The organism is Rhodospira trueperi (genome assembly GCF_900101965.1).
Classification (GTDB): Bacteria; Pseudomonadota; Alphaproteobacteria; order Rhodospirillales; family Rhodospirillaceae; genus Rhodospira; species Rhodospira trueperi.
Genome location: NZ_FNAP01000030.1, coordinates 1 through 12,407, shown reverse-complemented (window position 1 = coordinate 12,407; position 12,407 = coordinate 1). Strand labels below are relative to the sequence as shown.

The window sequence follows — 12,407 nt, the reverse complement described above, 5'->3', positions numbered from 1 at the left end:
ACCTCGCCGACACCCTTGCCGCTTTCGTCAGCATCGCTTCCATCCAACTCGCGCTGCGACGCCTCGCCCGCCAGTAGGCTTTTGAGTCAGGCTCTTAGGCGCCTCGGAAAACTCTCAAGGTGGCCCACTTTGCAGCACTTCAAGCGCTAAAAACCAACAAGGTCACTTCCAGTGAGATTAATCTTTCAGAACTCTTCTCACAGTAATTAAGGACTATTTTAATGCAAATATATTCATGACTTTTCTGAGTTGCATTTCTATATATTATTGTGTAAATAAAAAGATGTGACAATCCAATTGCACGCATAGTGTCTTAGGGACCGAGATATAGGACACATCATTGTCGACATAAGATCGCACTTTGAGAAAGCGACTATTGTCACAACTCAATATATGCATATTCATCATATCATATTGAGGTTCTTGAGTTTTATATAAAAAGTAGTCAAATGCCATGTACGTCAAGCCAGCTTGAAATCGCCGGACTTATCCTTTCTGCGGTTTCATTAACAATAAACATACCGAGCGCCCAAAGAGAGTAGTAAAGATACGCAAATATTCTAAATGAAATGACAACAAAAAACGAGATCAACGAAAGGGAACCCGCAGTAGAAACAATGATTAAATTTTGAACACTCAAATCAATATCAAAAAATCCTGCAATTAACTGCGTCATAAAACCGTATCCTCCGAAAGTCGCCGCGAGCAACATTGGAACCGCTAAGTAATCAAAGAACGTGTTTCCTTTTTTTTCAAATAACCGAAACACAAAACTAGATATATTCCACAAAGACCAAATGAACACTATGCTAGCTATAGCTATGAATACAGAGTAGACGATCTCGAATACAATAAATATAGCAATACAAGAAAACAAAGAAAGCAAAAACTTAACTATCAGGCGTACCTTAAGATTTTTTTTAGCCATATCGCAATTAATTTTTGAATTCTTTACATGCACCTCAGCTTCTTTTGAAAGATCGTCCAATTTACGCCTCAATTGCGTTTCAAAATGGCTCCTATTTTCTTGCTCTCTCCTTCTTTCTTCCCTTCTTTTTTCTGCAGATTTTCTTCTTCTTTCTGCAATTTTTTTGTTTTCTTCATACTTTTTGCTCGCCATCTCTGGGTCAAATTCCTTACTTTCCCCAACGATTTCTGTTGACTTTATTTCTTCTAGGCTCTTTATTAATTCTATTTCTTCTATGGCCTCAATAGATTCTCTTTTAATTTTCTCATTCCACTTTTGGCGATTTTCGCCTGTGGAATCATGGAATTTCTTGTCTAAATATTCTTCAATTTCCTTGATTTCCGTTCGGTGCCTTGCTTCAATTTCCTTCTTCCGCCGAGCTAGTTCAGTCATGTACGGAAATGCGTTGACCGTCCCAATCATTCGCACGCTTAGTATCACGGGAATAAAAGACAATGCCAAAAAAGACAAATAAACGTTAACAAATGTCAGGTCTACGTTAATTATAGAGGAGATAAAACTCCAAAAAGCCATCGAAAAAGTCTTAAATTTCAATATTATTCTTTCAACCAATGGCAAAAAATCAAGTCTCTCGTCCAATTTTGCAAGTATACTAAGACCGGCAGGAGCCGAAAACATAATCAAAGCTACCTCTCTAAAAATAGGCATTTCTGTTTCATTTTTACCTTCTCTGTTTAGATGCATGTTTCACCGCATTCATATTGGAGATCATTCATAAAAAGGCGAAGCGCCTTGAGAATACTTTCTCAATTGATATCGTATCTTGCCGTTAAAATATTATTGACTCCCAGCCGAGCACCGCAATCGTCTAACTTAGGAGCAGAACTTGTCGATACCAGATTTTTTCAAAAAAATGAAGATGCTCATTGCCTCAAACTGGTCGAACTGGTTCTGGATGACCTCGACGCCCATCCCGGTCTGGTCAACCAGCTGCTGGAGGTTGTCCTCGAGGACGTGGACGACGCCGAGATCCGGGTGCGGCGATACGACCTGCCGCCGGCATCATGAGATTGATGCCCCCCCGCTGCGGTAGCGATTATTCGGGCAAGGCGGCAAGGTCCGCTTCCAGGTCCGCCATGACCACGTCATGCGGGATGCTCGGCCGGGGATCGTCGATGGACGCGGCGATCTCGCCGGCGAGCCAGTCGGCATGGCGGCGCGCGTCAGCGCCCCTGGCGTTGGCATCGTCGACGCCACGAGTCCGGCCGGTCGGGCGTGTTTGGTCCAAGGACACGAAAGGCATCGAACACTCCTCTCCGCTCGAGATCCTGAGGGTGAAGCCATGATGGACCGCCTGCAAGGCCTGTCCACCCCGCTTACGAGATCGACGGCCCCCCACGCTGCCGGCCGATGGTCCATGAGACGGCCTCGCCGCGCATCACGCCGGAGACCGACCGGCCGACATGGCGGCCGAGCACCGGGCGCCAGGGAACCAACGTGAACTCGCGGGCCTTCTCGATCACGGCCATCCTGCCGCTGGCAAGGTCGACCGCGCGGCGGTAGGTGCCCTCGACCCGCTCGCCGGGCCGCGCCTCGGCATAGGGCAGGCCCAACTCCTCCGACAGCGCGCCCGCCGCGCGCGTCATCTCGCGCCGGCGCAGGGTGGCCAACAGGGTCTGCTGGAACCGGACCCCTCCCACCTCGTCCCAGGCCAGGCCCTGCTCGATGAGCCAGCGGGTGCGACGCATTCGCGCGGCTTGCACCTCGCGGCCGAAGCCGGCCTCGCGGGTTGCCTCCGGGATTTCGCTGGTCAGGTCGCGGTCGAGCCACGTCGCCCCATCGGTCTCGACCTGTTGCTCGAGCGGTAACGGCGACAGCACGCGCACGACCATCGGCACTGCGCGCGCCCGGGTCTGTTCATAGTCCGACACGCGGTCCAGGTGATCGGGGCCGATGACCCAGGTGCCGTCCGGCTGGCGTTCGACCGCACCGGTGGCGCGGCGGATGGCTTCCAGCCGGCGGACATGGGTCTCGGCGAAGGCCTCGGTCGCCGACGGGTCATGGGCCAGATGGTGGTCGACGCTGTAGCGCCCGCCATGGGCCACAGCGACGGCGACCACGGTGCGGTCGACGTCGCGCGGCTGAACGGAGCGCGGGGAGACGGCGACAATGGCGCCTTCCGGTGTGGGTTCGCCGCCGTCGCCTGGACCGATGTCGAGGTAGTGCGTTCGCCCGTCCAGCCCGTCGACGATCAGGTATTGGCGGTCGCGGATCTCGTCGGACAGACCGCGCGCCACCACCCGCCCGACAACACGGGTCGCGGCGGTGCCCGGATCGTGGACCACGGTCTCACCCGGATCCGGCGCTCGCGCACGATCGGCAAGGGCACGGTTCAGGGTCTTGATGATGTCGCCACGCTCACCCATGCGGCGCAGCGTCTCCTCCAGGTCGGGGTCCAGACGCCAGCGGCCGGCGCGCATCTCTTCGGCCAGCCCCAGCCGCTGGAGCTTGCGCAGGCGTCCGGCCAGCAACGTCTGGCGGGTCGCATCGCGGACGGTCGGCGACATAACGCCGTCGTCGTCGGCCATCGACCGCAACTGGCGGTCCAGCGGCACCAGCCGCTCGGCTTCGATATCGGCGCGCTCGCGCAGGGCGATCTCATGCTCGGTGCGGGGACCGAGGTCCAGGCTGACCAGATCGGCGGCGCGCTCGCGCAGGCCATGGGACATATAGTCGCGGGCTATGACCAGATCGTGGCCGCGCTCATCCTTGCCGCGCAGCAGGATGTGGGTGTGCGGATGGCCGGTGTTGAAGTGGTCGACGGCCACCCAGTCCAGACGGGTGCCGAGGTCGGTTTCCATCTGCGCCATCAGGCGGCGGGTGAGCGGCCGCAGGTCGTCGTATTCGGCGCCGTCCTCTGGCGCGACGATGAAGCGAAACTGGTGACGGTCGCCGTCGGCCCGGTCCAGGAAGGCGCGGCCGTCTTCGCGGTCGCGGTCGGTGCCATAGAGCGCGCCGCGCTCGCCGTCGCGGGTCACGCCGTCGCGCTGGATGTAGCGCAGGTGTGCGCGGGCCGTGTCCATCCCCTTCCCGGCCAGGCGGACGATGCGTGCCTTGACGATGACTCGGCGGCGCGACCGCGACGCCGACCGCCCCCGTCCCGCCAGCGCGGCGGCCGGGGCACCGCCCCGCCCGATGCGGCCGAGCCCGGAGCCGGACTTGCGCGCGGCGCGACCGCCGGCCCGGTTGACGGCGGCGAGCACCTGATGGGCATAGCGCTTGCCGTTTTTTGAGCCGCGCGCACGCGGTTTGCCCAGCTTCGGTGTGAACTCGTCCTCGGCCATGGCGGCCTCCTGAAAAATCGCGATACATCAATGGGCTACATTCGAACTCCTCCGCGCCCTCGGCCGCCCTCCCGAAAAAACGATGTGCAGACAAGGGGATAGCCGACATGGGGAGGCCCTCTTTTATCTTGCCTTCCAGTGCCCCTTCCTGCCGTCTGCGCCCTCCTACGCTCTCATCCGATCTCATGAGGGAGGGGAAACCGCGCCCGAAAGTGCCAAACCGGAGCCGATGGCCCTCGGAACCGCGTCAATCGGTGTCGTCGGCGACGGGATTCAGCGGCACGAACAGGCCGCTTTTTGACGCCGAAAACGACGCGCCTGACGTCGTTCCCAGCGTGAAAAACAGGCCCCGTCCGGACGGAATCGGCGTGGTTTGTGTGACGCTGGCGGGCGCATTTGGCGCGCCAATTGAGCCGTCCGGCGGCGTGTTTTTCGATGCGTCGGGCGCCGAATTTTGGCCGATCAGTTCCGTCACGCGCGCCACGTAGGCGACCGTTTCGGCGGGCAATGGATCGCCTATCGTCAGGTGCGATTGATACCGCGCAGGGCCGGCATTGTAGGCCGCGAACAGCCCCGGAAAGCCGAACAGGTCGTGCATGGCGCGCAGGTACGCCGCACCGGCCAGGATGTTGTCGCGCGGCGCAAAGGGGTCGGCCCCAAGGCCGTGCTCGGCACGCAACTCGGCCCAGGTCGCCGGCATGATCTGCATCAGGCCCGTGGCGCCTTTCGGCGAAACCGCAACCGGGTCCCCTGCGCTTTCCGCGCGCAGAACGGCTTCGATCCAGGCCGCCGGCACGTCGAACCGGCGTTCGGCCTCGACGATATGGGGCCGCCATTCGGCGAGGTCGGCGGCCTGGACGGGCGCGGCGATAACCGCGACCGGACCCAGCAGGGCGAGCGTCAGTCGGTCCATAGCGGCACGAGCCTCCCCATCACCGAGGCCGACGGCACCGACCCGAAATACCGGCTGTCGAAGGAGTCCGGCGCGTCCGCCATGAGCAGGAAGACCTCGCCGTCGGCGAGACGGCGGCACCCGGACCAGCGCGGCAAGGGTCGTCCGGCGGCGTCCGCGTCAAGGCGACGAACGACGGTTAAGGTGTGCAGGACGACCGCCGATCCGATGGCGCAGACGTGATCGCCGGCGACGGCGGCGACGCGCTTGATCAGCGGCACGCCGGCCGGCAGATAGCCGCGTTCGGCGGCCAGCGCGGCCATATCGGCGGACGGCCGAACCAGCACCGGGGCACTGCGTTCGACGGGTCTGGCGACTACCCGGTAGAGCCCGACGGGCGCGCTGGCGGACGCGTTCCACACCAACCATGGCATGGCCCGCTCTGTGGGCGTGAGCGACAGAATGGCAACGCCCAGGCCAGCCAACGCCAGCACGGCGGGCCGCTAGCGCCGACGGCGGCGGCGCAGAATGGCGCGGGCGGTCATGGCGTCTCTCCCGCATCGGAGGTCGAGGCGCGCTGTTCGCCCAGCGACCAAGCGTCCAGGTCATCGATGTGATAGCGCACGTATCGGCCGTGCTTGCGGAAGCGCGGGCCGCCCCCGGTCAGGCGCATTTTCTCCAACGTGCGCTGCGACAGGCCGACATAAAACGCGGCCTGCGCGGTGTTCAGGAACGGGCTGCCCTTCTTGGCCTGGGCCGCCCGGGTGGCCCCAGAGTCATTTTTATCGTCCATGGCCGGGTCCTCCTCGTAGGGGGATGCAACGGGGCCAGGGTGACGGGCATGAGGGCGGCGCGGGACGCTCGAAAACGGGCGCGGGCGTTTTCGAGCCCCCCTTGGGCGTAGGAACGGCATGGGCGGCCAGACACGGCCCAACCACACGAAACCCCGCCACCGGCGCGCCGGGGCGGGGCTCGTGAGGAAGGCCGGGATCAGCGGTCGCGCGGCTCCCACAGGGCGATGTGGGTGGTGCCGTCGTCGCCGGGGCGCTCCAGCTTGACCAGCCGCGCGCGGACCCAGTGGGGTCCGAATTCGGGCGCGCCGATCTTGAGGTTGAGGTAGGTTTCGCCGCTGGACTTGGCGACCTGGCTCCAGCCCGCGCCCACCTCGTAGCGCTGTCCGGCGCCCGCGTAAACGCGATGGTCGGGGGCGTTGTCGGACGCCTTGGCGACCGGGACGATGCTCAGGTTGGCGGTGACGTTCAGGGTCTTCAGGGTGCCGGTGAAGCTGTTGTCGTCCTGCTTGGTGAACGTGCCGAGAGTGATGGCCATGATCGGTCTCCTTAGCCGTGTCTCGCCGGGACCATCCCTGCGATGTCTCGGCCAGGGAGCCCGCGAGACGCGCCGGCCCACCCGCAGCGCAGCGAAGGGCCGGACCGCAGGGGAGGACCCCAAGGCCCGGCAAATTTGTTCCGCGAGGAATGGCCCCCACCCATCGGCGCGGGACGCGACGATGGGCTTTTCATAAGACCCGGCCAGGGGAAATTTGTCGGGGCGCGGGGTTGGACCGGCGCGGCGCGGGTTCACGGCATTCAGGAGACACGCAGGGATGGTTCCGCGCGCAGGACATGGACGCCATGGGAGACCGAAAAAGGCCATCCTTGGGCATGCTTTCAGCGGACAGAAGACTGGCTTCATCGGGCGGCCGCAGACCGTCTGCACCGTCGCCATCCTCGGCATTCGGGGCCGGTTCCTGGCGACGGCATCGGGTCCATACGCGTTTCCGCATCGGCGGACGTACGCGCAGTCGAGGATGACGGGAGACGCCGGGTTCGCTGTCCAGTGCGCCGCCTTGGGACCGATCCGCGCGCCCTGACCGGCCCACCAGCGCTGTCCGTCGCGGGTCAAGCTGGCCCCAAAGACAGGGCGATCAACGGCCGACGCGGGAGCCGGCGGTTGCCGCTTCCGGCGTTTTCGATGCCCTGCCGTGCGCCGGTAAAGGGGGACGCGAACGATCCTCGCCGCCCGCACAGCGCCCAAGTTTCCTTTGTCTTCCTTGCGCCAGGGGATCGAAGCCGAAGGCCGAGACGCCGCATGGCGGCTCGGTTCACGAGAGCCCGGCGCGCGGCGGCCAAGCCGCGCGGGCGCCACCATCCTGACGTATAAAGTGACGTATCGATGAGCTAAAACGGGTACGGGGAATCAGCGACAGCTTTGCGCCCATGGTGGTCGTTTAATGGCCGGAGTGCGGTTCCCGAAAGCTGCCGTTCGTTGCGGGTCGGGCGAATGCACGTAGAGGGCGGATTCCGGACCTTCGCTGCGGGCGCTAGAAAACTGGCTTCCTGCCCGGCAAGCGGTCGTTCTCTGCGGGCACGGTGGAACATCGTCAGATTAGAAGCAACGGACTTTCAGAGAGTTGTAGTCCGCCTTTCAGCAGCTCATATTGCAGGATAACGAAGAGGGAATGTTGAGCATGGCTGTCACGATCACAAAGCAGGCTGAAGCATATCTTGAGGCTTTGGCAAAGGCGCTCGAGATCCCGGCGGCACGCTACGAACAGGCTGAAAAGAGCTATAAAGCACTTGGCGACTGGCTGCATCGGGACTCGTCCAGTGTCCGGGATCATAATCCCGACATCTTTGTACAGGGTTCCTTTCGCCTCGGCACGGTCATCAGGCCAATGTCTAACGATGAAGAGTATGACGTAGACTGTGTCTGCTCGCTCACAAGTCTGAGCAAGTCGGACCTTTCGCAGCACGATCTGAAGGACCTGCTTGGTAAGGAAATAAAGCTCTACCGACACAGCAAGGGCATCAAGAAACCGGTGCATGAAGGCCGACGGTGCTGGCGCCTCGAATACGCCGATGGCGCGCAGTTTCATATGGACATTGTGCCTTGCATTCCGAACGCTGAGGACCAGCGCCTGCTGCTCGAGGCCCGCAGTCTCGATGCAACCTACGCCGAAACGGCTATCGCCATCACGGACAATGAGGAAGCGGCGTACGACTTCATCACGGAAGATTGGCCGCGCTCCAATCCGCGTGGCTACGCAGAGTGGTTCAAATCGCGCATGGGCGATGTATTCCTTCGCAGGCGAAAGCAAATCCTGCAAGAGATGCGTGCTGAGGGTGTGACCGCCAGTGTCGAAGACGTCCCGACATACCGCGTTCGCACGCCGCTGCAGTCCGCCATCATGATTTTGAAGCGGCACCGTGACACCATGTTCGCGGACGATCCCACCGACAAACCAATTTCGATCATCATCTCCTCGCTCGCCGCGCACGCCTACCAGGGCGAAGAAACTATTGGTTATGCTCTGCTATCGATCCTGAGCCGGATGGAAGAGGCCATCGAGCACGACGGGACGAAATACGTCATCAAAAACCCGACGGACGCGCTCGAGAATTTCGCGGACAAGTGGGAGGAGCATCCGAAGCGTGCTAAAGCGTTTTTCGAGTGGCTGAACCAAGCGCGAGATGATTTCTCCGCCGCAAGCCGCCTAGTCGAACACAGGCGAATGTCGACGGTTCTGGCCGACCGTATGGGGCAGGACCTCACCGATCAGGCCAGTGATGCTGCGTTGCAGCCGACGCGGTCAGGCTCGCCCGGTCTTGTGAAAGTGGCAGGGGTACCCTCTGCGGCCTCTGCCCCTAGTGTTTCCTTTGCAGATGCACGTCGTACGCCCAAAAAGCCTGATGGTTTTGCATGACTTGGTGGCTGCTACAGCATTCAAGACTGGGGAGCGAAAAGGCCGCCCTCGCTGAACTCGAAAGCGGCGCGGATTGGCTGACTGTCGAGAACTGGCAGGCCAACAGTGATCTTGAAATGTGCGTCGCTTTTACCATCAGGCATGGCGACAAACGCTTTGGTTTTCGGATGCGGTATCCGAGCATGTTTCCCGATGCCCCGCCAATGATTTTTACGGACGACGCATCGCAGATTTCAAACCATCAGTACGGGGCTGACGGTGAGCTTTGCCTCGAACACCGGCCGGATAATTGGCAACCTTCGATCACGGGCGCGGATATGGTGGCGAGCTGCCAGCGTCTGATTGTCGAAGAGCAGCCCGAGAGTGGCGAGATCGTGCATGCGCGATCCGCACACACTGCATCTCTCGGACGTGACCTTCGCTCTCAGTCTTGTCGTTTCTTGATGAGCGAGAATGATCTGAAAGCAGTCAACGGGCTGCCGGACCTTGAGGAAAGCGAGTTCACGCTGTCGGAGCGGAAGGCAGCAACCAGCTATCTTGCATCACTGACACGCATCGGACCAAAGGATGATCCGACCTGGGTTAGCGATCTGGTTTTGCCCGATGGATATGCGAAAGAAACGGGAACGGTCGTGCGCGTGCCGGGAGCAGGAAACTTTGGCGCTGTTACCGTCGAAGCGCTTGGTGCTTTTCTTGACGGTGAAGGTCTTGGTGAACTGCGCGGTCGAGTGATCGACACTGATGCGTTCACCCATTTTCTCTTGGGTGACGAAGATAAGTGGGAACTGTTCTTGATATTCGGCAAAGCAGACGACCGTAAGATCATCCCTTGTAAGACTGTGATGGTCCCGGCCGCGCAACAACGCTTGCCAGACGAGTTCAGAGTGCTCGCCGACAAAACTGTTGGAATTGTTGGATGTGGCTCCGTTGGGTCGAAGATTGCGGCCAGTCTTTGCAGAACTGGCGTCGGCAAGTTCCTCCTGATTGATGAAGACATCTTCTTCCCTGGGAATGCGGTGCGCAACGAGTTGGACCTGAGTTTCACGGGCGCGCACAAAGCGAATGGCCTATGCGATCGACTTAAAAACTTGGCGCCTGAGGTCAGTGTCAGATTATTTCGCATGACACTTGGCGGCCAGGAAAGTGCGGCGTCGATGGTTGGCGCGCTTGAGGCACTTGGCGACTGCGATGTGCTCATAGACGCCACCGGGTCGCCCACCGCATTTAACATGATTGCGTCGATGGCCACGCGCAAAAGCAAGCCAATGGTCTGGGCTCAGGTGTTCGCCGGGGGAATTGGTGGTCTTGTCGCCAGAGCGCGGCCCAATATCGATCCAATCCCGCTCATGGCGCGGGGGCAAATCGACAGGTGGTGTGAGGATCAAGGCGTCGAATGGATCAAGCCGGACGATCCAGAGCGCTATGCCGGTCAGAGCGCTGATGGAACACCAATGCTTGCGGACGATGCAGATGTCGGTGTCATTGCCGCGCATGCCAGCCGCTTCGTGATCGATCTACTCGCCCGCCCGGACGGTAGCATCTTTCCTGTCTCTGCCTACGTGATCGGCCTTTCATCGGAATGGCTCTTTGACCAACCCTTTGACACGCGGCCAATCGATTTGATCCCTGTTGGGGAATGGGGTGAAACCATCGAACCGCTTGACGCGGATGCCTTGGTCGAGATTATCAAGGCCCATTTGCCTCCAAAGGAGGACGCGGATGCAAGTGCAACTGCCGACTGATGTTCTGCGACGCATGCGACGCCATCTTTTCAGGTCAGGGTCACGTGAGATCGGCGGCATCTTGATGGGAGAAGAGATCGCCGACCAACTATTTCGGATCGTCGATTTCAGCGTAGACACATCCGGCGGAACGCGCGCGCAATTCTTGCGCGACGCCGATCATCACGATGAGGCCCTTTCGGCCTTCTTCGAAAGAACGGGCGCCAACTACGCTCGCTTCAACTATCTGGGCGAATGGCACAGCCACCCGAGCTTCAGCGTGAACCCAAGTCTTCAAGACGTGCATGCCATGCAGGACCTCGTGGACGGCTCTGGAGAGGTGGATTTCGCCGTACTCTTCATCAGTCGGCTAAGATGGTACTGGCGCTTCGAGTGCAGCGCCTATCTCTTCGTTCGCGGCCATCCTCCCTCCTTGGTCAGTGTCACACGTGTGGAACGCGCCACCTAGACGAAAGACCCGCTCGAGAATGCTGAAACGACACTTCGACAACTTTCTCACAAAGCTCATCGACTGGTGGTTCCGGATCACAGCAGTCGAACGGTATCTGATCGGTACGGGCGTAACTTTGTTGATCGCGATTTTTGGCGGCATGCCCCTGATTCTTGAGCTTTTGCGATTTATACTTGGAGCCGTTCCCGAAAGAATCTTCCATTTCGAGGCAGAACTTGAGACCATCGATGTTCTCATTTTCGGAGCCGCACTGCTTCTCATCGTCGTCGGCATTGCATTCGCAATCGCAAGATTCATCAGAGAGGCACGAGCGCAATCGAAATTGCGGAACATCGTTATCGAGGCGCGCGGTTTGCGGGACGACGACGGCAACCCATTGGCCGACACTGTGGCGAAACACCAGAAGGGCACAGTGGTGCCCGTCTTGCTGGACTTGAGAAACAGATTGGACGGTCAGGTGATCGCGCCAGATAGAGCCCTAAACGACATTACCTCCATGCAGCGGTCTGTTCTGCAGAACAAGATGGATGGCGACCGGGCCAATCTGACGACAGTCTATGGCGGATTGACATCGGTCCCCTACACGTTCCTAACGGGCATCTTACTCGACGATGAAGGCAACATAGTCACCTATGACTGGGACCGCACTCAGGAAACATGGCGCAAGGTCGAGGGGCCTGACGATGGCGCTCATTTCCAAGTGGACGGGATCGAAGCGATAGGAGACGCGCCGGAGGTGGTGCTGGCAACGGCATTCTCCTACCCGATCTTAAATGACGACTTGGCGACGACATTTGATTTCCCGAGGGTCAAAATGACTCTCGATGGTATGTCTTCAGACGGGCATTGGTCGCAACAGAAGCAGAACCGCCTGGCGCAAGAATTTCTGGAGGTCGTGAAAAACCTTGCCGGGAAAGGCGTAAAGCGGTTGCATCTGGTGCTGGCCGCACCAAACAGTGTGGTTTTCACATTTGGTAGGCGCTACGATAAAAGGAACCTGCCGGAAATCGTAGTTTATCAGTATCAGCGCGGGAAGCCTATCGCCTATCCGTGGGGTGTATCCATGCCCGTCGCTGGCCTTGACGAAGCCAGAGTAGTCTATGTTGGGTGAAACGGTTGATGCGCGGGGTCCCGAACGACTTCGGCGGTGAAGCTGCGCTTCAGCAGCGACAAGGACAACAAAAGTCAGGTATGGGCCGAAAGCGACTATGCGCCTACTAAGTGCGGATGTCTGCTCCGCCAATTGCTGAGAGCCTGACCCAAAAGGGTCTTGCGCCCGGATTGGGTGCGTGATTCAAGGTGCTTGGTATGAACAGCCGAGCGACGCACGATGTGGACCAAAGA

The 12,407-nt window shown here is 59.4% G+C and carries 12 protein-coding genes; 5 read left to right on the top strand and 7 right to left on the bottom strand.

What is annotated here, in order from left to right:
• Window positions 1-445: 445 nt before the first annotated feature.
• Window positions 446-1,672 (bottom strand): hypothetical protein, encoded by a 1,227-nt coding sequence (locus BLS85_RS18925; protein WP_143027266.1) that lies wholly within the window; start codon window positions 1,670-1,672, stop codon window positions 446-448.
• A 48-nt stretch (window positions 1,673-1,720) separates the two neighbouring features.
• Here BLS85_RS18925 and BLS85_RS18920 point away from each other — a divergent pair, with 48 nt between their 5' ends.
• Window positions 1,721-1,996, top strand: coding sequence for a hypothetical protein (locus BLS85_RS18920; protein WP_143027265.1), 276 nt, complete (start codon window positions 1,721-1,723; stop codon window positions 1,994-1,996).
• Window positions 1,997-2,024: 28 nt separating this feature from the next.
• Here BLS85_RS18920 and BLS85_RS18080 read toward each other — a convergent pair whose 3' ends face one another.
• The 6 genes from BLS85_RS18080 to BLS85_RS18055 all read right to left on the bottom strand — a co-directional run bounded on the left by BLS85_RS18080 (window position 2,025) and on the right by BLS85_RS18055 (window position 6,493).
• Window positions 2,025-2,231 (bottom strand): antitoxin PaaA2 family protein, encoded by a 207-nt coding sequence (locus tag BLS85_RS18080; protein WP_092788135.1) that lies wholly within the window; start codon window positions 2,229-2,231, stop codon window positions 2,025-2,027.
• Window positions 2,232-2,304: 73 nt separating this feature from the next.
• On the bottom strand, window positions 2,305-4,272 hold the full coding sequence (gene rlxS / locus BLS85_RS18075; protein WP_092788134.1) for a relaxase/mobilization nuclease RlxS: 1,968 nt from the start codon (window positions 4,270-4,272) through the stop codon (window positions 2,305-2,307).
• Window positions 4,273-4,519: 247 nt separating this feature from the next.
• Window positions 4,520-5,185: a lytic transglycosylase domain-containing protein gene (locus BLS85_RS18070; protein ID WP_092788133.1), complete on the bottom strand. Its 666-nt coding sequence runs from the start codon at window positions 5,183-5,185 to the stop codon at window positions 4,520-4,522.
• Complete coding sequence (locus BLS85_RS18065; protein WP_092788132.1) at window positions 5,173-5,598, bottom strand: S26 family signal peptidase; 426 nt, start codon at window positions 5,596-5,598, stop codon at window positions 5,173-5,175. Before BLS85_RS18065 ends, BLS85_RS18070 begins: the two co-directional genes overlap by 13 nt.
• A 107-nt stretch (window positions 5,599-5,705) precedes the next feature.
• Window positions 5,706-5,957, bottom strand: a complete 252-nt coding sequence (locus tag BLS85_RS18060) for a helix-turn-helix transcriptional regulator (RefSeq protein ID WP_092788131.1) — start codon at window positions 5,955-5,957, stop codon at window positions 5,706-5,708.
• A gap of 197 nt (window positions 5,958-6,154) precedes the next feature.
• Entirely contained in the window at window positions 6,155-6,493 is a 339-nt protein-coding gene (locus tag BLS85_RS18055; RefSeq protein WP_092788130.1) for a DUF736 domain-containing protein, read from the bottom strand.
• A 1,141-nt stretch (window positions 6,494-7,634) separates the two neighbouring features.
• On the opposite strand from BLS85_RS18055, the gene BLS85_RS18045 reads away from it, so the two are divergent.
• Genes BLS85_RS18045 through BLS85_RS18030 form a run of 4 tightly spaced genes read left to right on the top strand, consistent with a single transcriptional unit; the run spans window position 7,635 to window position 12,174 of the window.
• On the top strand, window positions 7,635-8,870 hold the full coding sequence (locus BLS85_RS18045) for a nucleotidyltransferase domain-containing protein (protein ID WP_092788136.1): 1,236 nt from the start codon (window positions 7,635-7,637) through the stop codon (window positions 8,868-8,870).
• Entirely contained in the window at window positions 8,867-10,612 is a 1,746-nt protein-coding gene (locus BLS85_RS18040) for a ThiF family adenylyltransferase (RefSeq protein WP_092788128.1), read from the top strand. Before BLS85_RS18045 ends, BLS85_RS18040 begins: the two co-directional genes overlap by 4 nt.
• Window positions 10,590-11,060, top strand: a complete 471-nt coding sequence (locus tag BLS85_RS18035) for a Mov34/MPN/PAD-1 family protein (RefSeq protein ID WP_092788127.1) — start codon at window positions 10,590-10,592, stop codon at window positions 11,058-11,060. The genes BLS85_RS18040 and BLS85_RS18035 overlap by 23 nt, the downstream gene beginning before the upstream one ends.
• A 19-nt stretch (window positions 11,061-11,079) precedes the next feature.
• On the top strand, window positions 11,080-12,174 hold the full coding sequence (locus BLS85_RS18030) for an SAVED domain-containing protein (protein ID WP_092788126.1): 1,095 nt from the start codon (window positions 11,080-11,082) through the stop codon (window positions 12,172-12,174).
• Window positions 12,175-12,407: the final 233 nt, after the last annotated feature.

Excerpts from the sequence above, each read along its gene's own strand:
- BLS85_RS18070 (WP_092788133.1), bottom strand. The coding sequence starts at position 5,185 with ATGGACCGACTGACGCTCGCCCTGCTGGGTCCGGTCGCGGTTATCGCC.
- rlxS (WP_092788134.1), bottom strand. The coding sequence starts at position 4,272 with ATGGCCGAGGACGAGTTCACACCGAAGCTGGGCAAACCGCGTGCGCGC.
- BLS85_RS18065 (WP_092788132.1), bottom strand. The coding sequence starts at position 5,598 with ATGCCATGGTTGGTGTGGAACGCGTCCGCCAGCGCGCCCGTCGGGCTC.
- BLS85_RS18040 (WP_092788128.1), top strand. The coding sequence starts at position 8,867 with ATGACTTGGTGGCTGCTACAGCATTCAAGACTGGGGAGCGAAAAGGCC.
- BLS85_RS18035 (WP_092788127.1), top strand. The coding sequence starts at position 10,590 with ATGCAAGTGCAACTGCCGACTGATGTTCTGCGACGCATGCGACGCCAT.
- BLS85_RS18045 (WP_092788136.1), top strand. The coding sequence starts at position 7,635 with ATGGCTGTCACGATCACAAAGCAGGCTGAAGCATATCTTGAGGCTTTG.
- BLS85_RS18060 (WP_092788131.1), bottom strand. The coding sequence starts at position 5,957 with ATGGACGATAAAAATGACTCTGGGGCCACCCGGGCGGCCCAGGCCAAG.
- BLS85_RS18080 (WP_092788135.1), bottom strand. The coding sequence starts at position 2,231 with ATGCCTTTCGTGTCCTTGGACCAAACACGCCCGACCGGCCGGACTCGT.
- BLS85_RS18030 (WP_092788126.1), top strand. The coding sequence starts at position 11,080 with ATGCTGAAACGACACTTCGACAACTTTCTCACAAAGCTCATCGACTGG.
- BLS85_RS18055 (WP_092788130.1), bottom strand. The coding sequence starts at position 6,493 with ATGGCCATCACTCTCGGCACGTTCACCAAGCAGGACGACAACAGCTTC.
- BLS85_RS18925 (WP_143027266.1), bottom strand. The coding sequence starts at position 1,672 with ATGCATCTAAACAGAGAAGGTAAAAATGAAACAGAAATGCCTATTTTT.